At 42.5% G+C, this 22214-nt stretch carries 20 protein-coding genes; 17 read left to right on the forward strand and 3 right to left on the reverse strand.

The window, feature by feature from the left end:
• The first annotated feature begins 20 nt into the window (after nt 1–20).
• Both EKM94_RS03380 and EKM94_RS03385 read left to right on the forward strand, forming a co-directional pair.
• Complete coding sequence (locus EKM94_RS03380; protein ID WP_125597496.1) at nt 21–1094, forward strand: glycoside hydrolase family 130 protein; 1074 nt, start codon at nt 21–23, stop codon at nt 1092–1094.
• Nucleotides 1087–2811 carry a phospho-sugar mutase gene (locus EKM94_RS03385; protein ID WP_164511089.1) on the forward strand — a complete coding sequence of 575 codons (1725 nt, stop codon included), beginning with the start codon at nt 1087–1089 and terminating at the stop codon, nt 2809–2811. The genes EKM94_RS03380 and EKM94_RS03385 overlap by 8 nt, the downstream gene beginning before the upstream one ends.
• Before the next feature lie 191 nt (nt 2812–3002).
• Here the strand turns inward: EKM94_RS03385 and EKM94_RS03390 are convergent, their stop codons facing one another.
• Complete coding sequence (locus EKM94_RS03390) at nt 3003–3704, reverse strand: MgtC/SapB family protein (protein ID WP_125597502.1); 702 nt, start codon at nt 3702–3704, stop codon at nt 3003–3005.
• A gap of 167 nt (nt 3705–3871) precedes the next feature.
• Between EKM94_RS03390 and EKM94_RS03395 the strand changes: the two genes are divergently transcribed.
• The 12 genes from EKM94_RS03395 to EKM94_RS03450 all read left to right on the forward strand — a co-directional run bounded on the left by EKM94_RS03395 (nt 3872) and on the right by EKM94_RS03450 (nt 15296).
• Nucleotides 3872–4204 carry a PTS lactose/cellobiose transporter subunit IIA gene (locus EKM94_RS03395; RefSeq protein ID WP_125597505.1) on the forward strand — a complete coding sequence of 111 codons (333 nt, stop codon included), beginning with the start codon at nt 3872–3874 and terminating at the stop codon, nt 4202–4204.
• Nucleotides 4197–5477, forward strand: a complete 1281-nt coding sequence (locus EKM94_RS03400) for a PTS sugar transporter subunit IIC (protein WP_125597507.1) — start codon at nt 4197–4199, stop codon at nt 5475–5477. Before EKM94_RS03395 ends, EKM94_RS03400 begins: the two co-directional genes overlap by 8 nt.
• Complete coding sequence (locus EKM94_RS03405; protein ID WP_164511090.1) at nt 5477–5791, forward strand: PTS sugar transporter subunit IIB; 315 nt, start codon at nt 5477–5479, stop codon at nt 5789–5791. The genes EKM94_RS03400 and EKM94_RS03405 overlap by 1 nt, the downstream gene beginning before the upstream one ends.
• A gap of 5 nt (nt 5792–5796) precedes the next feature.
• A complete protein-coding gene (locus EKM94_RS03410) occupies nt 5797–6060 on the forward strand; it encodes an acylphosphatase (RefSeq protein WP_125597510.1) in 264 nt (87 codons plus the stop codon).
• A gap of 335 nt (nt 6061–6395) precedes the next feature.
• Nucleotides 6396–7301 (forward strand): MurR/RpiR family transcriptional regulator, encoded by a 906-nt coding sequence (locus tag EKM94_RS03415; RefSeq protein WP_125597513.1) that lies wholly within the window; start codon nt 6396–6398, stop codon nt 7299–7301.
• Nucleotides 7291–8382 carry a DUF871 domain-containing protein gene (locus EKM94_RS03420; protein ID WP_125597516.1) on the forward strand — a complete coding sequence of 364 codons (1092 nt, stop codon included), beginning with the start codon at nt 7291–7293 and terminating at the stop codon, nt 8380–8382. Before EKM94_RS03415 ends, EKM94_RS03420 begins: the two co-directional genes overlap by 11 nt.
• A 30-nt stretch (nt 8383–8412) precedes the next feature.
• A complete protein-coding gene (gene murQ, locus EKM94_RS03425) occupies nt 8413–9300 on the forward strand; it encodes an N-acetylmuramic acid 6-phosphate etherase (protein ID WP_125597519.1) in 888 nt (295 codons plus the stop codon).
• Nucleotides 9301–9505: 205 nt separating this feature from the next.
• Entirely contained in the window at nt 9506–11188 is a 1683-nt protein-coding gene (locus EKM94_RS03430) for an IS1182 family transposase (RefSeq protein WP_225422155.1), read from the forward strand.
• Nucleotides 11189–11222: 34 nt separating this feature from the next.
• On the forward strand, nt 11223–12116 hold the full coding sequence (locus EKM94_RS03435) for a BadF/BadG/BcrA/BcrD ATPase family protein (protein ID WP_164511091.1): 894 nt from the start codon (nt 11223–11225) through the stop codon (nt 12114–12116).
• Nucleotides 12117–12381: 265 nt separating this feature from the next.
• Nucleotides 12382–13470 carry a DUF871 domain-containing protein gene (locus tag EKM94_RS03440; protein WP_125597528.1) on the forward strand — a complete coding sequence of 363 codons (1089 nt, stop codon included), beginning with the start codon at nt 12382–12384 and terminating at the stop codon, nt 13468–13470.
• A gap of 593 nt (nt 13471–14063) precedes the next feature.
• A complete protein-coding gene (locus EKM94_RS03445; protein WP_125597531.1) occupies nt 14064–14543 on the forward strand; it encodes a hypothetical protein in 480 nt (159 codons plus the stop codon).
• Between the two features lie 228 nt (nt 14544–14771).
• Complete coding sequence (locus EKM94_RS03450; RefSeq protein WP_125597534.1) at nt 14772–15296, forward strand: helix-turn-helix domain-containing protein; 525 nt, start codon at nt 14772–14774, stop codon at nt 15294–15296.
• A gap of 4 nt (nt 15297–15300) precedes the next feature.
• Here the strand turns inward: EKM94_RS03450 and EKM94_RS03455 are convergent, their stop codons facing one another.
• Nucleotides 15301–15567, reverse strand: a complete 267-nt coding sequence (locus EKM94_RS03455) for a hypothetical protein (protein ID WP_125597537.1) — start codon at nt 15565–15567, stop codon at nt 15301–15303.
• A gap of 378 nt (nt 15568–15945) precedes the next feature.
• On the opposite strand from EKM94_RS03455, the gene EKM94_RS03460 reads away from it, so the two are divergent.
• The 3 genes from EKM94_RS03460 (at nt 15946) to EKM94_RS03470 (ending at nt 20375) form a co-directional block, all read left to right on the forward strand.
• Nucleotides 15946–16425: a hypothetical protein gene (locus EKM94_RS03460; protein WP_125597540.1), complete on the forward strand. Its 480-nt coding sequence runs from the start codon at nt 15946–15948 to the stop codon at nt 16423–16425.
• A gap of 289 nt (nt 16426–16714) precedes the next feature.
• Nucleotides 16715–18709, forward strand: a complete 1995-nt coding sequence (locus EKM94_RS03465) for a MucBP domain-containing protein (RefSeq protein WP_125597543.1) — start codon at nt 16715–16717, stop codon at nt 18707–18709.
• Nucleotides 18710–18917: 208 nt separating this feature from the next.
• Nucleotides 18918–20375 carry an NCS2 family permease gene (locus tag EKM94_RS03470; protein ID WP_125597546.1) on the forward strand — a complete coding sequence of 486 codons (1458 nt, stop codon included), beginning with the start codon at nt 18918–18920 and terminating at the stop codon, nt 20373–20375.
• A gap of 149 nt (nt 20376–20524) precedes the next feature.
• Here the strand turns inward: EKM94_RS03470 and EKM94_RS03475 are convergent, their stop codons facing one another.
• Nucleotides 20525–22153, reverse strand: coding sequence for a DUF4855 domain-containing protein (locus tag EKM94_RS03475; protein WP_164511092.1), 1629 nt, complete (start codon nt 22151–22153; stop codon nt 20525–20527).
• Nucleotides 22154–22214: the final 61 nt, after the last annotated feature.

Genomic DNA, 22214 nt, shown 5'->3' on the forward strand with positions numbered 1-22214 from the left:
TAATAGGAGTAGGTTTTATTATGGTCAAAATAGAAAGATTTACGGCTAATCCAATTATTTCACCTGAAGATGTCAAACCAATCAATGATGGTTTCGAGGTTATTGGAGCTTTTAATGCGGCAGTGGCGCAATATAACGACGAAACAATCTTAGTTTTGAGAGTGGCTGAGCGTCCTGTGAATAAGGATGAAAATAAAATCTTGATTCCTGTTTATAATTGCCAGACGAAAACAACCCAGGTTATTACAGAATCAAATCGTGATGGTCGTTTCGACACGAGTGATAGTCGTGTAGTCAAAGAAGCTAATGTGAACCATGATTTTAAATATCTGACATCGTTATCATATTTGCGGTTGGCTAGAAGTACAGATGGCGTTAATTTTTCCATTGAAGATCATGCCTTTGTATATCCACACAATGAGTATGAAACATATGGGATTGAAGATGCACGGTGTACAAAAATCGGAGACAAGTACTATTTGAATTTCAGTTCTGTTTCTCCGCGTGGAATCTGTGTTGAATTGATTTCCACTAGTAATTTTGAATCATATCAGCATGAAGCCATTATCTTCAATCCTGATAACAAAGATGTTGTGCTTTTTCCTGAGAAAATCAAACAACGCTATTATGCATTGAATCGCCCCACTGTTAAGTCGACGGGTCACAATGATGTTTGGATCAGCTCATCACCGGAACTGCATTCATTTGGAGATCATCACTGGCTATTTGCCGGTTCTGAAAAAGGTTGGGATAATGGCCGCGTGGGTGCTGGCCTGCCTCCAATCAAGACTAAGTATGGCTGGCTTGAAATCTATCATGCCGCGGATAAATCATCTAGATATTGTATGGGGGCGATGCTACTGGATTTAGACGACCCAACGAAAATCATTGCTCGTTTACAGAATCCAATTCTAGAGCCTGAAGCAATCTATGAAAAGGAAGGCTTCTTCGGAGAAGTCGTCTTTGGTTGTGGCTACGTTCAGCGTGGTGATGAAATAACCATGTATTACGGTGTTGCCGACACTTCGGTTGCAGGTTGTCGATTCTCGTTGAAAGAGGTTTTGAAAGAATTGCTAGGTGATCAAATTGGCTGATTGGCAAGAAGAAGTTGAGAAATGGCGCAGCTTTGAAGCACTAAATCCCGAGTTGAAGCGCGATTTGGCAGAGCTTAAGAATGAAGCAGATTTAAAAACTAGTTTTGCAGATTATGCGAGCTTTGGGACTGGTGGCATTCGTGCAAAGCTGGGTGTAGGTACGGCAAAATTGAATCTATATACGATTGCAAGAGCAACCAGTGGATTAGCTGATTATATTAATGAAGTTAGTACACGATCGAATAAAAGTGTTGTGATCGGGTATGACACCCGTCATCATTCACGTGATTTTGCAAATGTTGCAGCAAATATCTTAATTCGACAGGGAATCACGGTTTATTTAGCCGATCATATTATGCCCACGCCTGAGCTGTCATTCTTGGTTCGTCACTTCTCGGCTAATAATGGTATTATGATTACGGCCAGTCACAACCCGGCAATCTACAATGGTTATAAGGTCTATGATGCTGATGGTGGACAAATCACCTTAGAAGCGGCCACACAGATTGTCCAACGTATTCAGAAATACCAAGATCCTTTACACCTCCCTGTTGAAACAGCCCTTACAGCAAATAAACGATTAAAAATTCTTGACGGCGAGATCGAAGCAGAGTACTTAAAAAAACTAAAAACAGTCACGCGTAATTCGGAACTGACACATAAATTTGGAGATCAATTAAAAATCGTTTACACGCCATTACATGGTACTGGCGGTAAACTCGTGACTACCGGATTAGCAATGGCCGGTTTTACTCAGGTGATGCCAGTTGAGAAGCAAATGCTCGCCGATCCTAATTTTTCAACGGTTGAATATCCTAATCCGGAATTTCCAAGCGCATTTGAGCTCGCAATTGAAATGGGAAAGAAGGAAAAGGCCGATATATTGATAGCGACTGATCCTGACGCTGATCGAATGGGTGTTGCCGTGAGACAGACCACAGGCGAGTATCGATTGTTGACGGGTAATCAAGTTGGCGCTTTGATGATTGATTATTTAACTCGAAATTTATCTGACAAGCAAAAGGAGACACATCAATACCAAGTTGTTAAGACGGTTGTCACCTCTGATTTAGGCGCCGACATTGCTCGGAGCAATGGCTGCAATGTCAGAGAGACCTTGACGGGCTTTAAGTTTATAGGTGAACAGATTGAAGAAATCGAACAAGAACACAGCCGTGACCAATATTTGTTTGGCTATGAAGAAAGCTATGGGTATCTGATCGAGCCTTATGTTCGTGATAAGGATTCAATACAGGCTGCTTTACTGATATCCGAAATTTCTTTAGAATTGAAGCGACATGGGAAAACACTGGTTGATCGGTTAGAAGACCTCTATCTAGAGTATGGTTACTATCAAGAAAAGTTGATCACTAAAACATTTGTGACCGAGCACGATAAACAAAAATTCATCAAAAAATTAGATCAGTTACGAGTTGAAGTTCCTGAAAAAATTGCTGATTTAAGTGTGGAGAAGATAGAGGATTTTGAGACGTCGCACTGTTTGGACATCGTAAATAATCGGACAGTGATGATCGATCTACCCAAATCGGATGTTATTAAGCTAGTGGTTGAGAATAATTCGTGGATTGCAATTCGTCCATCAGGGACCGAGCCCAAGATAAAAATTTATTTATCCGCGCATGGGCAAAGCAGAAAGTCGGCTCAAAAGATCCTGAGTAGTTTTGAACGATTTGCGGACGATTTTCTTGTAAAGTAAAGAAGTTATAAATTTTTGAAAAAGGAACACAGTGAAAAGGGACAAGGAATGAGCGTTGATTCCTTGTCCCCCTTTTTTTGTTTCTGGGAATTCTCTATTGATTTAGCTGTGGAGGATCATCCTCGTCCATTTGGTCGTAGATGGTCGTTTTTTGTTTTTTGCGAAAAGTGCATAGGGGTGTTACTGGGACTTTAGATATTGATGAACCGAACCTGTAAGATATCCATATTCATGGAAAGATCAGAGACTATATCAGAAAAAGCGACTCCTTTAGGTAAATCTAGGAAATAAATACTTGTACAAATATTTGATGATGGCGATGAGTCGGCACGAAAGCTGGAATTATCGATGAGAATTTTCTTATCCTTAAAGTACTGATTCAAAAAGAAGATGGTTTCTTTTCTATTTACATATTTTAATTCCATTTTCTTGAATGTCCTAATTCTTATTACCTTTTTTAAAATTACAAGTACCAGTAAAACAATTGAAGTGCCAACTAGTGCAATATCATAAAACCCCATTCCAGTTGCTAGGCCTAAACCCATCGTTGCCCAAAGTGATGCAGCAGTTGTGAGACCCATAATAGAGTGACGAGTAACGACAATTGTTCCCGCGCCCAAAAAACCTATCCCGCTTACTGCCTGGGCGATCAATCTTGCTGGGTCGGATCGAATGATTCCCGAAAATGCAGGAAGGTCTTTAGAAATTGATAACGTTTCGGTGACAATTCCTTGTTGTATTAAGGCAAGCAGACACGCCCCCACACAAACTAAAATATGCGTCCTAATTCCAGCAGGATGATTTTTTTGTTCTCGATCATAGCCAATCAATCCGGCTAGAAAAGTAGCAATAATTAAGCGTATAGCAATTTCTGGCAATGTTAATTTAAGCATATAACCTCTCCTTGTAAGCTTATCATTATTCTTATTCTACCTATGATGGCGAGTAAATCAATCTGTTTTGTACTTTTTTTTTATTTTATCAAAATCATATTGTATTTTTCCTACAAAGTGCTAAACTGACTATTGAAGGCGCTTTACTAAGGCTTAGGAGGCTGTTCATGAAAGAAGAAGATTTGGTTAAGCAATTCAACTTGATATCACTTGCGGGGTCGGCAAAATCATCCGCGTATGAGGCAATTGAGGTGGCACAAAAGGGGGATTATCAGCGGGCAAAAGAACTGCTTAAAGATGCTGATGATATTTTAGGAAAGACTCACGATATTCAAGTTGAAGATATTCAGAACTTAGTCGATGGGAAAGAGGTTGATCCAGTTAACCTAATCGATGTTCACGCACAGGATCATGTGATGTCAGCAATTGAGGTACGTAATCTAGCCGAAATTATTATAAATATGTATCAGGGCCTAAGGAGTGAATTTAAGAATGAGTAATTTTTTAAAATGGGTTGAAGATAAATTAATGCCACCGATGGCAAAATTATCTGAAGTTCGATATTTGCGTGCTATTCGTGATGGTATTGTTTCTACGATGCCACTCATAATGCTTGGTAGCTTGTTTTGCCTGATTGCACAGTTTCCAATTGCAGCATGGACAAAGTTTATCGCGCCATATGTCCAAATGGTAATGCTCCCATATCGGATTAGCGTCGGACTAATGGCGGTTTATGTAGCCTATGGTGTTGGCTACTATTTAGCAGAATCGTATGAACTAGACTCACTTTCAGGTGGTATCTTGTCAATGGGGACTTTCTTAATGTCAAACCTCCCTGTTATGGCATCACTTACAGAAAAGCCGAAGACTGCGTTAGGCTTTGTACTGCCAATGACGTATACTGGTGGCTCTGGTATGTTTATTGCTATCCTGTCAGCCATCATGGCCGTTGAAATCATGCGTTTTTGCAAAAATAAAAACATTACAATCAAGATGCCCGAACAGGTTCCGGAATCTGTTTCTCGTTCGTTTGCAGCAATTATTCCTGGTGGTGTTTCCATAACGATCATGTGGCTAATAACGGCCGTTGGAAATATTAACCTAAATAAGATAATTATGGATGCCTTTAAGCCAATTATGGATCTTGGAATGAACTCGTACCTTGGTGTTGTTATTCCAACTCTATTAATTGCATTACTCTGGTCGGCAGGTGTTCACGGCGTTTCAGTTATTGGTTCGATTTTACGCCCATTCTGGCTTGTATTGCTTCAAGAGAATATGGATGCAGTGGCCGCAGGTAAAGTGGCACCCAATATTGGCGTTGAAGGTTTCTACTCGTTTGTTTGGGTTGGTGGTGCCGGTGGTACATTAGCACTTTGTCTCTTGTTTATGTTTACGTGCAAATCTTCGTATTTAAAACAAATTGGTAGATTATCTTTTGTTCCCGGTTTGTTTAATATAAATGAGCCTATTATGTTTGGTGCACCAACAGTATTGAATCCGATTTTGGCGATTCCATTTATTGTAGGACCGTTTATTACTTCAAGCTTGGCTTGGTTTGCGTTACACTTTAAGTTAGTCAATAATGCATCGGTTATTGTTCCGTTTACAATACCTTCACCTTTAAAAACATATTTTATGACGAACGGTGATTGGCGAGCCATTGTTCTAGTTACAATTAACTTCTTTATCTATTTGGCGTTATATTATCCATTTGTTAAGGTTTATGATCGTGAAATGCTGAAAAAAGAAAGTGGAGAGGTAGAGGCATAATGATTCAAGTATTATTTGTTTGTTCGCAGGGTATGTCAAGTGCCATCGCAGAGAAGGCGCTTCTTGAGGAAGCTAAGAAACAAAATGTAGATCTTGACGCACAGGCAGTGAGTACTCAACTTGTGGAGAAGGCACTGAATAAGACAAAGTTTGATGTGCTTTTGGTTGCACCACAAATTAAGCATCGGTATTCCATTATGAAAGAGTATGCAGATGCTCATAATATTCCGGCAGTTCAAATTGAGCCAATGGCATATTCACCACTAGGCGGGAAGAAATTGTTGAAAGAAGTTCAGGACGCATTGGGAAGGTAGCTACAATGAGAAAACGAATTCTGTTATATGGTGATACATCCTTTGGTGGGGCCAAATATTTTGCTCAGCAGATTGCTACACTGAACGGTGTGCGTGGGTTTGCAAAAAAGGACTCACAAAAAATCACTGTTGAAGCACAAGCAAATCAAGACAAGCTATTAAAGTTCGTTGAGCAAGTTTCTAAGGGCAACCAATTTTTTAAAGTGACCAAAGTGGAAGTAGCAGATATCGAAGACGTTGATGGCGAAAAGACGTTCTCCATTAAATGATTGGAGACAATTTTATGAATTTTTTTGGAATGTTGCTCTTCTTTTTAATGGTATTGGTCGTTGGGTCGCTATTATATAAATCAAAGTTTTTGATGAAGACTCCGATCACGTTTTATGTCACGTATTCATTATTATTTGTTCTTTCTGGAATTGGAATCATCGTTTCATCGAAAGAAACATTACGGCTTATTTCAGTTTTTATACTTGCGCTGTCGTTATTCGTACTTTATTTGAAACTGAATTCCGTTTTTAGAAAACGGCTTACGTTGATGGAGGCGGGTAATAAGAACAATATCAAAATCCAAAAAAAGTAATTTATCGAAGGGTGACTGATTATGGATGTCCTAAAAATGATTGCTCAATCAGATAAATTGATGTCGGCTTCAGAACGAAAGGTCGCGGATTTCATTCTACACAACCCTCAACAAGCGGTTACAATGACAATTGATCAAATTGCTTCAGAGGTGAGAGTTAGCACAACGACAGTCAACCGATTCTATAAAGTGCTTAATGTTAAGAGCTTTTCAGAGTTCAAGATAATGCTGTCATCAGCGGTTGCTTCATCGGCCTTGAAGGGAAAAAACACCAGCGAGATTGATGATATATTCTATAAGGATTTGGAGAAATCCGACAGTATTGATGGGATTGCTGATAAATTAATGAATAACACATTAAAGGCTTATCAGGGCACAATTGCTAGACTTGAGAGTAGTGTGGCCGAAAATGTTTGTAAGACGATGTTTGAAGCAAACGAAGTATTCATTTTTGGTGTTGGGGCATCAGCATTATCTGCGGAGAATATGGTTCAAAAGTGGAACAGAATCGGGAAAAGATTACAGTATTCACCTGACTTAAATATGTTGTTAACACAAATGGTTACAGCAAAAAAGCCGGCTTTGCTATTTCTGATTTCTGACTCGGGAGAATCGCCGGATTTAATATACGCTGCAAAATATGCGAAATCACACGGAATACAGATTGCCACGTTAACGGGACCCTCAAATAACTCATTGTCAAAAATTGGTGACTACCAACTTCAAACCGCATTGACGTTTGAGGGCGAGTACCGAATTGCAGCGACAATATCACTTTCGGCCCAATTCTTTTTGATAAATATTATTTTTTACAGATACGTAAATCTTTTCGAATATGATTCGGTCCAGATGTTGGAACAGACACATGACTCTCTGAGTAAATTTAAGAAAAGTATTCGGATTATAGAGGACAAAAATGGTAAATAAAATAGGGATTTCAATATATCCCAATAGAGCAAGTTTTGAGGAAAATAAACAGTATCTGGAAGTTGCGAGAAAATTAGGATTCAAAAGAGTCTTTACCTCCCTGCTAGAACTCAATGACAATCAAACTTTAAATGAATTTAAAGAGATAAACTTGTTTGCAAAGAAGTTAGGGCTAGAAGTTGAAATAGATATTAACCCTAGGCTGTTTAAGAAACTTGACATTTCTTATAATGATCTCTCTTTTTTTAAGGATATGGGTGCATGGGGAATAAGGTTAGACCAAGGCTTTACCGGTAAGGAAGAAGCTCAAATGACATACAATCCGTATGATTTGAAGATTGAGATTGGTATGAGCTCAACACCGGAACGAATTCGGCAAATACTGCAATATAATCCAAAAATTGAGAATTTGATGGGATCACATAACTTTTATCCGCATAGATATACCGGATTAAGCAAGGAACACTTTGATTATTGTAATGATGTTTACCATCAATGCAGTGTTAATTCGGCGGCGTTTATTACTTCCCAAGTTGGAAAGCAAGGTGCCGCAATTATGAATGAAGGGCTATGTACACTTGAGTTGCATCGAGATTTATCAATTGATTCCCAATTTAAATTTTATCAATTAACAAATTCAGTAAATGATGTACTGATAGGCAATGCGTTTGCAAGTCAGATAGAACTAAAAAAAATATCGGATTGCATGAGTGCGCCTTATCCTTCGCTTAAGGTCAATATTGAAAAGGGAATAACTTCGTTAGAGCAAGAGGTTTTAACCGAGAATTTACATTATTATCGGGGAGACGTATCAGATTATCTGATTCGATCAACTCTGACTAGGGTGAAGTACAGAGATAGAGATTTTCCTGCTCACAACTGTAATGCTACAATTCAAAAAGGCGATGTATTGATTGATAATAACGGATACGGTCAATATAAAGGAGAAACACAAATTGCTTTAAGGAGTTTCCCTAATAATGGCAGAATCAATGTGGTTGGTCGAATTGATTCGGATGACGTTTATTTGTTGGATTATCTAAAACCCTGGTCGCATTTTAATTTTGAAGTGGTTGACTAGTTGTGAGTTGGATTTAAGGAGATATAAAGTGTGTTAGAAGACTTGTCAACAGAAAAATCAAATCCTAAAACAATGTCGCTAGATGAAATGTCGACTTCAGAAATCCTTTCAGAAATGAATACCGAAGATGCTTTAATTAGTCGAGTTGTTGGGTCACAACTAAGAACCATTAAGAAAGTTGTTGACGATATTGTTTATTCACTAAATAATTCTGGTCGCTTAGTTTATATCGGTGCTGGAACAAGTGGACGATTAGGTGTCCTAGATGCGGTTGAATGTGAACCAACCTTCGGAGCAGGCGAGTCTGAGATAATTGCTTTGATTGCCGGTGGCCCTCAGGCGATGTTTCATGCGCAGGAAGGAGCAGAAGACTCCGAAGCGTTGGGACGTGAGGATTTAAAAAAGATTAATCTAACTGAAATGGATACGGTTGTTGGCATTACAGCCAGTGGTAGGACGCCGTATGTTATTGGTGCGATTAATTATGCAAAAGAGATTAACGCAAGTCTTGCTGGTATTACATGTAATAGAAATACCGAGATAGCTAAGATTACTCAGAATTGTGTTGAATTAAATGTAGGGCCAGAAATCCTAACAGGATCGACAAGATTGAAGGCTGGATCTGCTCAGAAAATGGTTCTGAACATGTTATCAACGGTAAGCATGATAAAAGTAGGTAAAGTTTACGGTAATTTGATGGTTGATTTGCATGCGACTAATGAAAAACTAATAGACAGGGCGATTAGAATTATTAAGGATACGACTGGTGTTAGTAGTTCGGTAGCTTTAAGTGAATTGAAGAAAGCTAATGGTAGTACAAAGGTTGCCATCGTTGCCTTGTTGCGGGATATCAGTCCAACGCGTGCCCGCGAGCTGATTGAAAAAAATGGTGGTTTTATTCGAGGTATTGTTAGATAGAAGAAGAGGCTAGGACACAATTCTAGTTTCAAAAATAAAAGCCCCAAAATTCCGAACTTTTTCGGAATTTTGGGGCTTTTTATGTAGGCATAGAAACCATCTTCTGGTAACCTTAAATTCGACGAAAAAAATAAGTGTCAGGAGTTGGTCTCTATGTTTAAACAGTATAACAATAATCAAACCACTTTATCAATCCCCCCTTGAAATTAAAGTCAACGATCAACACGTTGTTCGCATTATTAGCTTGTTTGTGGACTCTATTCCGGATGATCTTATCCCACAAAGGGTAAACGCTCAACGCGGCCAGCGGCCGTATGATCCTCGCTTATTACTTAAAATGTTACTATTTGGCTATTTGCGTAATGTTACTTCCGCGTCAAAGCTAAGGGAAATGGCGGAAGAAAATATTCCGATGAAATGGCTCATTGGTGATCCCGATGTCACTCCCAGTGCCCGAACGATCAATCGTTTTAGGTCATCCAATACCGCGGCGACATTAATTAAGCAAATGTTTCTGCACTTTCGCTTCATGCTCCAGCAACTTAACTTGATTACAGATGAGGCGCTTTTTATTGATGGTACAAAGATCCTGGCCGATGCGAATAAGTATAGCTTCGTTTGGCGTGCCTCTGTGGAACGCTATGAACCCATCCTCGATCAGAAAGCCAATGAATTATTTGATGAACTCATTCAAAATAATATCAATCTCAATGTTGACGCTGATGACCCTGATATTCTCAATAAGATGAAAAGCGCCGCATCTCAATTGGAACAGAAGGTCGCAGAGCTGACAACGGCCATCGATTCCGAGGCGGTCAAGCCTGGCGGCTCACCAAATAAGCGGCTTAGACGAAAGTACAAGCACTACCTTCATACACTGAAAAAAGACCTCATTCCGCGTAAAACTAAGTATGTTGAGGCTCGTCACCTTTTCGGTGATCGAAATAGCTTCTCAAAAACTGACCATGATGCCACTTTTATGCGCATGAAAGAAGATCCGATGATGAATGGTCAGCTCAAGCCAGGATACAATGTCCAAATCGGCACGCAGTGCCAGTATGTACTCTACTATTACGTCTGCCAACGGCCCACAGACCAGCGAACGCTTGTACCTTTCCTTGAACAGGTCGATCACCACTTTAACTATATCGTTGCTGATGCAGGATATGGTAGTGAATCTAACTATGATTACGTCATTGATGAGTACGGAGGTATTCCACTCATTCCGTACACAATGTACTTAAAAGAGCTCTCACGTAAATATCGGAAGGATATGTCGAAGCGTCAAAACTGGTTATATGAAAAGACTTTAGACCGTTATACCGATGATCACGGCGTCCAATTTGAAAAACATCGGGACTACTATCGAACAGATAAATACGGGACAACGAGGCACTTCGTAGAATATACAGCAGTTAATGCAGATACACCTGAGCTCTATTACTACGCGAATACAGATGGTGGTAACCTCCGTCGTATCAGCGTTAACCCACACTGGGAGGATCTGAAGAATTCCGTCAAATCTAACCTCAGTGCAGACAAGACTGCTTCGATCTTCGCCAAACGGAAGTTTGAAGTTGAACCAGTTTTTGGGAATATTAAAACGAACATGAATTTTATGCGCTTCTCAGTACGTGGAAAACGGGCAACCAATAACGAAATGGGATTGGTGTTTATGGCCGCTAACCTAAAAAAACTGACGAAGTCATTATTAAGCAATGACAACCTATTGGCAAAATTTGAGCGTTTTATGGCGCTCTATTTGTGTACCCCAAAAATAGATCTGGCCGAAAAAAAGAAAAAAGATCGAACATTCCCAAGGAAAACAGAATGTTCGATCGTCTTTATTTTTAGATTGGCAATTATGGCCGAGCCTCTTTTCGCATAATTAATTTCAATATTTTCATATGGAGATGGTAACCATGTCATTTATTATTGGCATCGACAGTGGGGGGACTCATATTGTCGGTCAGGCTTTTGATAAGCAAGGTGAGGTTGCGGCAGAAGCGTATGGCGGCGTTGGTAATATTTTGCTTAATCCGCAAGAAACAATTGCCGATTTGAGAGATGTATTGAATCAGCTATTCCATAAATTGTTACCCGACAATTGTGATTATATTTTGATCGGAATTGCGGGTGTTGAAACAACGGGAAATTCTGAGAATATAGCACAAGAAATAGGCGCCGAGTTTGGTACTAAAACATATGTAATCAGCGATGCCCAGTTAGCATTGCTGAATGGTCTTAAAGGGCATGATGGCACATTGATCATTGCTGGAACGGGATCAGTTATCTATGGTCGTCAGCAGCGCCAGTTGATTCGCTGTGGTGGCTGGGGTAATCTTCTCGGCGATACTGGGAGCGCCTATAAGATTACGGAACAAGCAATGAGAATTATCCTGCAACATCACGACTTGGGGAAAGAGAGTAACTTGTTACCAACGATACTGATTTCGTTGAATGCTGCTGATGTCAAGCAGGCTGTTAGAAATTATTATTCGACCTCTAGAAAAGATATCGCGGCAATCGCAGAGGAGATTGCCGCCGCCTCTGAGCACGGGATACAAGATGCTACTGACGCGCTATCCCTTCAAGCAGAGGCGTTGGCGACCGAAGCCTTGGGTCTTTTTGATCGCTATGAACAGCCAATTCCGAAGAAGATTGCTCTTTCCGGTTCTGTTTTAGTTCACAATGCATTTTATCGACAAACGCTCGTAAATCGACTGCGTCAAGTTTATCCTGATATTTCTGCATTTGTTGTTCAGACTAACAATGCACGCGGGGCTATTTTCTGGTCACGGTGGCAAACGAAATAAAAAAATTTTTCACGCCCGAAATCGGTATATACCAATATCATTTTTCCCGACATCTTATAGCAACTAGCTTGTCTTCGTTTGGAATCAAGCGACCTAAACCAGTTATCGTTTTCCGGGTCAAATGGGCGTTTGAACGCCTTTATTTCAAGTATTACAGCGGTTTCTCAATTGATTCTGGTGTATAATGTTTTTTGTAAATAAGCTGTCTCTGCGGTCGGATCAAATGACTACCGCTGGCAAAAATCAACGAAGGAGATTATTGATTATGACAATGCGACAATTAGGCTTATCGATTTATCCTGATCACAGTACTTTTGAGGCGGACAAAGCCTATCTAGAACTGGGCCACAAATATGGTTTCAGCCGGATCTTCATGAGTATGTTGGAGATCAAGGGTTCTGTTGAAGAAACTAAAAATAAATTTCAAAAAATCATTGATGTTGGCAATGAGTTGGGCTATGCGACGGTTCTCGATGTGGCGCCGCGGATTTTCGAACAACTGGGGATCAGCTATGACGATTTGAAATTCTTTAGCGACTTACACGTGGCTGGGATCCGTCTTGATGAAGGGTTCAACGGCGCGACTGAAGCGATGCTGTCTTATAATCCTTATGGCTTGATCGTTGAATTGAATATGAGTAATAATGTTGATTACCTTAACAACATTATTAGCTACCAAGCCAACACCCCATTCCTTTATGGTTGCCATAATTTCTATCCTCAGGTTGGGACTGGGTTACCTTACGATTTCTTCATGGAATGTACCGAACGCTTCCGCAAATTTGGCATCCATACTGCCGCTTTCGTTGCTAGCCAAGTTGGCGATCAAGGTCCATGGAATGTTAATGACGGTTTGCCTACCTTGGAAATGGATCGCCGTTTACCAATCGAAGTGCAAGCGAAACATTTATTCGCCAGTGGTGGCATTGACGATGTGATCATTGGTAATGCTTACGCTTCTGAGGCCGAATTAGCGGCCTTGGCGCGGATCGATCGCTATCAAGTTCAATTCCACATTGATTTCGTGGATGCGGTCAATGACATTGAAAAAACCGTGGCGCTGAAGCCACAACATTTCCGTCGTGGCGATATGAACAGCTTGGTGATCCGTTCGACGATGCCGCGGGTTACTTACAAAGACGTTCCTAACGCGCCGCATGATAACACCGAAGAATTTCAACGCGGTGATATTCTCGTCGGTAATGATGACTTTGGGATTTACAAGAATGAACTCCAAATCGTGCTCGAACCGCACAAAGAACCCCGCAAGAACAAGATCGGCAGTATCTCACCTGAAGAATTGATCCTGCTGGACTTCATTAAACCTTGGAGCAAATTCCGCTTCATCGACTAATTGATCATAGTTTTCAACACCAAGAATTCTAGACCCTAATTTCTAGAAAAAGCTGACCATCGTTGATTTATTTGACGGTGGTCAGCTTTTTTTGGACTTTCGTTGGCGATTGATTTGAGTTGGCGTTCAACAACATCATTTAGACGCAGATTAAGGCGATGAGCGGGGGCAAGCAGACGCAAGGATTGCTTTCGCAAGCACACGTTGCTATTCAGTAACAGCATTTTCTTATAACATGATCTTATCGGATTAAGAAAGTGAGGTGGGTCATGTTATTTGGGCAGGTTGTTAACAATGTAACACAGTGCTTTGCTATTGACGCTTCGAGCAAAGTGGGTTCTCGCCGCAAAAGCATGTATAACAATTTTGGTGAAAACAAAGTAGATAGACATACTTGAATAATTTTCAAAGGAACCGTGCTCGAAATGCTGACTTTTTCCGTTAAGCATTATAATGGGGCTTTCTTTTACCAAAACACACAGACGGTCAAGAATGTAAGCACCACTAATCAGAAAATCCAGGTAGTATATGAGTAATAGCTATCGGATTATCTTCATAGGTGTAAATCAAAAAAGATTGAGGTGGTCTCAATAATGAAAAAGAAGACAAAATGGATTCTTCTATCGGTCGGGTTGCTTCTTCTAATCGGAGTTCTCGTCGTTCCCGCGTTAACTCGAAAGCCGCAGACCGAGGCCGTTTACCTTCGGGACTTAACATTCAGCCGTTCAGAGCAAGCTGAAACAATTGATGAGGCATTCATTCATCAAAAGATTGGCGTCGTCACCGAGAAAGTTCCTCGTTCCCAAAAGCTCAAAACAAATGGCACATCAAATTTTATTTCCCAAGGAACAAAGATTTATCTATATGCTCCAAAAGAGGCAACCGATCAAAACTCCAGTTTTTATGGTGCAGTCTATAAAGACAAAAACGAAAAGTATCAATTACTTATCTGTCAAAGTACGGAAGAAAACGCACGTAGATTCTTTTCTCTCTACCAAGATTATTTGACGGTATCTTATCATGATTTTCTTGCTAGTTTAAAAAAAGGCAACGGTATCATCGAAAAACAATAGTTTCTGATTGTCAATCCTCACTAAGGTGGTCAACTGAATGTGGTGCGCATCACCTATCAACGCTTGACCACGTGAAAAAAATTAAAGGAGTCATCCGCACTTGCCGGGTGGCTCCTTTGTTTACCCTTTCAACCTTGGAAAGCGACGGCTACAAAAGCGCTTTATTTACAATACTTGGTTTGCTACAATTGAAATATATCAATTTCTAGAATTGGGAGAAAATAATAAATGAAATTAGGGGAACGGTTACGATTCTATCGCAAAAGGGCAGCACTATCACAAGATGAAGTCGCCCAACAATTAGGTATTTCCCGCCAGGCTATCTCGCAATGGGAAACAGGAAAGAGTTATCCCGATTTAGACAACTTAATCTTATTAGAGAAACTATATGGATTTAATCTTAACGAGTTAATAAATGAAACGGAGAAACCGACAACAGTACCGCCAGTTAATGTCAGCGATCTTTCTAATGATTCCAATTCAGCGCAGTCCATTGTGAAAGAACCTGTCATCATCACTGAACAGTCCAAGGATTCCCGGAGTATTCTGCTCTTAATTCTTTCTTGCGTTCTCTTTCTGATTGCGCCGTTTGGACTGGTCGTTGGCCCATTTGCTTTCTGGTACACCAAGAAAGTAACTCATTATCGGAAAATCATCTACATTGTGCTAGTGTGTGCGATGTTATTCAATATTTATGTTATCTTCAGCTTTATTTTTGATTCGGTTGGCTGGGGTATCACTAGCTATCAATAGCCTGCTACACTACATGCAGACTCTGATTAGGAATAGTAGCGGTGCAAGAAACATCATAAGCTATTAGTGCCAGATGATAAACCCCTGTCCATTGCGCTTTTGTAGAGCTTATTATTCCTAGCTCAGATGATTTAAAGCTACCGCTTGACGTTTTTTTAAGAAATTTGTTGAAACGGACTATTTTGTCATTACTAACCCTAATTTCAACACTCAATTCAAACAAATTACCAAATTGATCAATTACTTCCGCTGGATGTTTCGCTTGAACCAATTGCGTCAGTCACAGGTGAATCCTGCGAAAGTGCGGCTCCAATATTTCGTTCAACCGAAGCATCTACTTTGTCTGTGCCAATAACAAGTAATAAGCGCCCAGAGTGATAAATTGCTTCATAAATTGTTCTTTCAAAATGGCGCTAACGCAATATCACAATATTCGCATTACCTCAAGCTAAAACGCAATCAATCTCCCAGCTTTGCCATCATTGACAAAAAGTAACATTGCACTATGATGAACTATATCAAGGCGTTTATTTTGCACTGCCGAACCGGAAACCTAAATCGGAAAATCTCAACACGGGCGCGTTGATCTAGCCTTGTTATCGTTCAGGTGGGCGGGCGTCAGCCTGAAAAAGTGGGAGGAATGAGCCAAATGAAACGAAAGACAAAACTTGGGTTACTTGGGTTCATGTTAGAAGTATTGCTCAGTCTCTTGATTGGTCCGAATCTGATTCATGGCGAGGAAGATCAGGCTGTTTATTTGAAGGATCTAACCTTCTTAAAGGCGGCAGACGATGAAATGGCGAATGAACAGTTCGTTCGCCAGGAGATCGGCGAGGTCAATTCACAGGCCAATCGCAGTCACCCTTTGAACAATAATGGCGAGAGTAATTTCCTGAAGCCTGGCACGAAGCTGTATTTGTATGCGCCGGACAACATCAGTGCTGAAGGGGCGGGATTCTACGGCGCTGTTTATCGTGATCGCCAAGGTCTGCATCTGCTAAGCTGCATCTCGTCGAAGGAAAACACACGGCAGTTCTATCATCTTTACGGCAAGTATTTGCACGTTTCCTATCAAGACTTCGTTGTTACCAGCCTGCAAGAAGGACAAGGGCGCATTCGCCAACATTAACAACACAAACAACCAACTATTTGAATATCACTCGACAGTCTGTCATCGCGAGATGGCAGACTGTTTTTTGTTTGTCCGCCAGCTTGTCTAGACCGTCAAAGTCGATTCTTGTCTGCTTTTTGGCGGACAGGCCAAGACTATCAATTGCTTCCCATCAAGAACGATTCTAAGATGACACTGTCTAAAGGTTGGCGCCCGCTAACCTTGACCAATCCATGGATTGTATCGGTGAGACGCCTGCCTTCGGGGGGAGTCAGACGTCTTTTCTCTGTTAAGGGGGAGTTTTACCATGAAAAAAAGAACATGCAACTATCGGCAATGTTTGGCCCTGTTGGCCGGCGCCTTGCTCGCCACAGGCAGTTGTCTTCAGGCGCCAGGGCTGCTCGTTCGCGCGGCGAATACACCAGAAACGGCCACGGTTGTCCAGCCGACGACCACAGATCCAGCCACAGCAACAGGTTTAAGTGTGACCAGCTCGTCAGCGGCGCCAAATTTGCCAACGACGCCAGCAACGTCGACCGCGTCAGCAACATCAACCACACCGACCGTCACAACGACGCCCACTACGCCAGCTCCTTCGTCCGCAACACCGACAGCGCCTAGTTCACCGACAACAACTGCGCCTACTTCAAAGCCAGCGGCAGCAACGACCACGACCACTTCAGCTACGTCAACCACCACGCCCTCATCAACGACGCCTAGTTCTCCTGCCGCCGACACGATCGAGCAGCCAGTTCAATTCACAGATGCCAATTTAGCGGCGGCCATGGCGACAGCTTTTGGGGTCAAACCAAACCAGCTCACTCCAGCTGTCGTGGCTGCGCGTACTGGCTCGGTCACCATTACCTCAACCATCCCGCTCACTTCTTTAAGTGGCTTAGAGGTGCTCCAGAAATTGCCGGCAGCCACGAACTTGTCGTTTACCGCGCAAATCGCGATTCCCGCACAACGAAATGCCAGTTATGATTTTAGCCCCTTAGCCAAAATCAGCTTCAACATGTTGTCCTTACGCAGTCAATACTGGGGGCTACTCAACGATCAATCGACGTTAAGCCTGACGCAGGGCGCCGCGAATTTGATCTCCTATATCGAGTTAACTGGCAATATCGCCGCAGCGGGCCAGCCGGAAACCATGTATCAGGCCAATCCTAACGGACTCAATAATCATCAACTGACACTGTTGGGTCCTTGGCTGACCACGATCGCGAACAACGGCCACGCTGATCCGTCCAATGAAATCAGTCTTTCTGACAACTCATTGACCGATTTCAGTCCGCTAAAAGGCATTACCGCCAGTGACGCTTATGTTTTCGCGGTTGGTCAGGGCTATCTCAACCCCACACCACTGAATGGCGTCGTCGGTCAACCTTTGACGTTCACCGCCAACGAGGTGGTCGGGATCGATGGTCAGGTAATCAATCACACCCCTTACTATTCGTTCAACGCTAGCGCCGATCACTCCTTGGCTGCCATCAATTACCTTGGTAACGGCCAATATCAAATCACTGATCCCGTGCCTTTAACCGACAATCAGGTCCACGAATTCACCTACGGCTACCTCGGCTACCTCCGCGATCCCAATGCGGTCAATAGTGCTTATATCAATCTGACATACCCCAACGAAGTTCGGCTGAGTTATGATGGCATGATCTACCGGAAAATCAACTGGCAAGCCAATCCGACGGTGACCATTAATTATCTGGATGAAACTGGTCAACCCATTCAACCCGCGCAAACCCTGGGCCAAGGCCAGAAAATTGGCGCCGCCTTCGATCTACGTTCCAACACCCAAGTTGCCGGCTATCAATTCGATACTATTAAAAGTGGCGCCTTGACTGGCACCTACAGTCAAGACCCGCAAACAGTTGATCTTTATTTCCAGAAGACGCATGCGCCGATCAAGCAACCCGCCAGCATCAAACCTCAGGCACCGACGCCAGCCAAAAAACCGACCAACATCAAGCCACAAACACCTGTGCCCGCCAAGCAACCCGGCAAGGTTGTTCAGACTAAGAAACACGGCGTCAAGAAAGGTCCGCTAACCGTCACCAAGAAAATCAGTCGTCCGGTCACGCCGATCGTGGGTCAGCGCAGTAACGTAACTTCAACGAAACCTGTTGCCCAGACCGCCGTCACGCCAAGCGTCACCAAGAGCGCGAACCTACCGCAGGCCAATGATGCGGTCAATCAATGGACCCAACTGTTATTGGTTGCTTTAGGCAGCGTCGGCCTACTGGGGGCCTTGCTACTGCTGCGGCGACTAAAGCAATCAGCGCGCCATTAACTTATCAACATTGAAAGAAAGCACTAACGGCCAGCCGTTAGTGCTTTCTTTCGGTAAAGTAGCCACACGTTGCCCGTGATTTTGTGTTATCCGAAGCAAAACACGAACTATAATTTTATTAATTATTAAATAGTTTGGTTTTTACGTTGATTTCTCGACTGTTTTCCGCTATTATAAAATCATCACATTGAAAAGGGGAACAATATTCATGGAGAACTTCTTTAAACTTCGGGAAAACCATACCAAGGTCAGTACCGAAGTGATGGCAGGGGTCACCACCTTCTTCGCCATGTCCTACATTCTTTTCGTCAATCCGGCTATTTTATCGTTAACAGGAATGCCGAGTCAGGCGGTCTTCCTCGCGACGATCATCGCCAGCGCGGTCGGAACTTTGATCATGGGTCTGTTCGCCAACGTGCCTTACGCACTGGCACCGGGTATGGGATTAAATGCGTTCTTCACCTACACAGTTTGCTTCGCGCTTGGGTTCACGTGGCAAGAAGCATTGGGGTTGGTTTTCATCTGTGGACTGATCAATATTTTGATCACGGTCACCAAGATTCGGAAAATGATCATCAAGGCAATCCCCGAATCTTTGCAACATGCCATGGGCGGCGGGATCGGCGTCTTCATCGCTTATATTGGAATCAAGAACGCGGGCTTCCTGCAATTCACTTCTGATTCTGGCAACATTCTCAGTATCAATAATCAAGCTTACAACGCCACACAATCCGCCTACAAAGGCGGCGTAACCAACGTGGTGACCGGCGGCGGCATCGTCCCGGCCTTGGTCAACTTCACCCAGTCCGGCGCGTTGCTGGCTTTGGTCGGCTTGGCAGTGATCATCGTGCTCCTCGTCAAAAAAGTTCCCGGCGCTGTGCTGATCAGTATTTTGATCGCGACGATCATTGGAATTCCCATGGGCGTAACCAATGTGCATGTTGACGCGATGAATTCCTTGGGCAATTCGATCCATGAATTAGGCACCACTTTTGGCGCCGCGTTAGGTGCGAAAGGGCTGGGCTCCCTCTTCGCCAGCGCGGACCGCTTACCATTGGTGATCATGACGATCATCGCGTTCAGTTTCTCCGATACTTTCGATACGTTGGGCACCTTTATTGGAACTGGTCGCCGCACCGGCATCTTCTCCGCCGAAGATGAGAAAGCCATGGAAAACGGTTCTGGTTTCTCTTCTAAAATGGACAAGGCACTCTTCGCCGATTCGATTGCCACTTCGATCGGGGCCATCTGCGGGACCAGTAACACCACCACTTACGTCGAATCCGCGGCCGGAATTGGCGCTGGTGGTCGGACCGGGTTGACCAGTGTGGTCACCGCCATCTTGTTCTTACTCAGTAGTCTGTTCGCCCCTTTCATCGCCATCGTTCCCACGGAAGCCATTGCACCAGCATTGATCGCCGTTGGGGTCATGATGATGGGCGCCTTCAAGAACATCGATTGGGATGATCTGACCGAAGCGATTCCCGCATTCATGGCCTCAATCTTCATGGGACTCGTCTACAACATCTCCTACGGGATCGCCGCCGGCTTCATCACCTACTGCTTGATCAAGGCCGTTACCGGCAAGGCCAAAGAAATCCATCCGATTCTCTGGATCTGTTCGGGATTATTCATCCTCAACTTTGTCATGATGGCGCTGATTTAAACGGTGCAAATAATTACTCCTTAGGTTTCCGCATTAACATTTATTGTTGTGAACGTTACATTTGAATTGAGAAAACCGCAAATGACCAAACTGTTAAGGACTTGACGACCTTAGCCAGATGTTGGTTACTTGCGGTTTTTTGTTCAGTCTTAGAATGATTCTCGATGGATAAATAAATTGATATTTTCATAAAGTAAATGTAGCTCAGGGTTGTTTGATAAATAGCTATTTAGGACAGCACTTTCGTCAATTCCTTGGTAGTACATATGTGTAACAGATGAATTGTTCTCGACAGACATTGCTGTTTGCAGGTAGTCCTGGAACCTGGTGACAGAAGCGCGATTTAGTTTCTCAATTTCCATTTCAACGCCCATGTGTAGTTGCTTTGCTTTTTTTGAAGTTTCGAGGAGCTGTTTTATGGGTAATGTGTTGTCGAAGGCATAGCCAGATTGATAGATGGCCAAGTCAAAACCTATTTTCTGCCATCGTTCGTAACCTGCAGCCTGATAATAGGGAATCCAGATGGTTATGAGACCTTTATTGCGAATGTAATTCGTGACTTGTTTTAGAATTCGTTCCATTTCAGGATCGTTATTATCCATTTCTTCTGTAAACCAGTAAAATCCGCGTAGCTTCAAATTATGAAAATCACTATCGTGGAATCTGCGCATTTGTTCATCGATCATCCATTGGATTGCTACGAAGCGATCCTCAGATTTGGTGAAATCTCTTGTCTTTCCTACGAGCTTGCCGAAATCGACCACTGAACTTTCAGGGTAGAATAGCGGAAGAAACAAGGATACTTGATAATTTTCAAGAAATAAGGCCTGCTTGGCAATGGCCACAGCGGTGTTCAATGCGCTGATATTAAGATTAGGTGTAAATTCATTTTTGATAAAGCCGAGCCAATCTTTCTTCGTCAGGTGGCGTTTACTTTCACCTTTGTATAAGAAATCAACGTAAGGCAACATGATAAATGAGTCAAACAACGTGTTCATAACTTTTCCGTTCTTGAGATAAGCAACATGAGGTAAATACCAATCGCAAGTTCTTCTTTCCGTAACTTTGTTCGCTGTTTGACTCGGCAAATAGGATAGAAAAGTGTCTTTGAAGCCAAATGTCTTATATGTGGCATAGGCGTTTGGTCGCATGGGTGTCGTGTCAGGACTTATTTTTTTGGTTGATCGGGTGGCGATTTCACCCAAAATTTCGATTTCATCGATAAAAACGTGTGGAGCAACATCAAAAGCAATTCTTACATAGCGGGCCGTGAACGTATCAGAAAAAAGATCCATCCGACGAACAATATCATTTCTTAGTAGACTGATGTAATCTGTGCCCCGAAAAACTGACATCCATTCCTGGCCATTTAGAGATAACGATACGGTTACAGTATGAGGCGGTAAAATTCCTTTAGAGATTTCCTTAAGAAAGCCAATGCGTACCGCTGAAACTCCGATATCGCTGCCGAAATCAAAAATCATTTCGCGGCCTTCGCCACGCGTGAATCGAAACCAAGGCCGTTGGCTATCGTTGCCCATTGAAGCTGATTTTGCCCAAACGCCATCTGTCAAACTACCGTTATTGGTAGTCGAGGGACAATTATCTGAATGAATTAGTGAATTAAACATCGGGCTGACATCTGGGGTTAGGAGTGGTGCCAGTTCTCTTATCGTGCAGTCCAAGCCATAGTTTAGATTATTATAACGGCGGCCGTTCGCGTCGACTTGAAGTAATTCCTTCTTCATTATTGAAAATGAGGCTGGATAATCCGTCATGCCCATCACATTCCTTAAGAAAACAATAGGGGGAACGATACTTGAATAGTTGTTCTGGTTG

The organism is Lapidilactobacillus achengensis (assembly GCF_003946655.1).
Classification (GTDB): domain Bacteria; phylum Bacillota; class Bacilli; order Lactobacillales; family Lactobacillaceae; genus Lapidilactobacillus; species Lapidilactobacillus achengensis.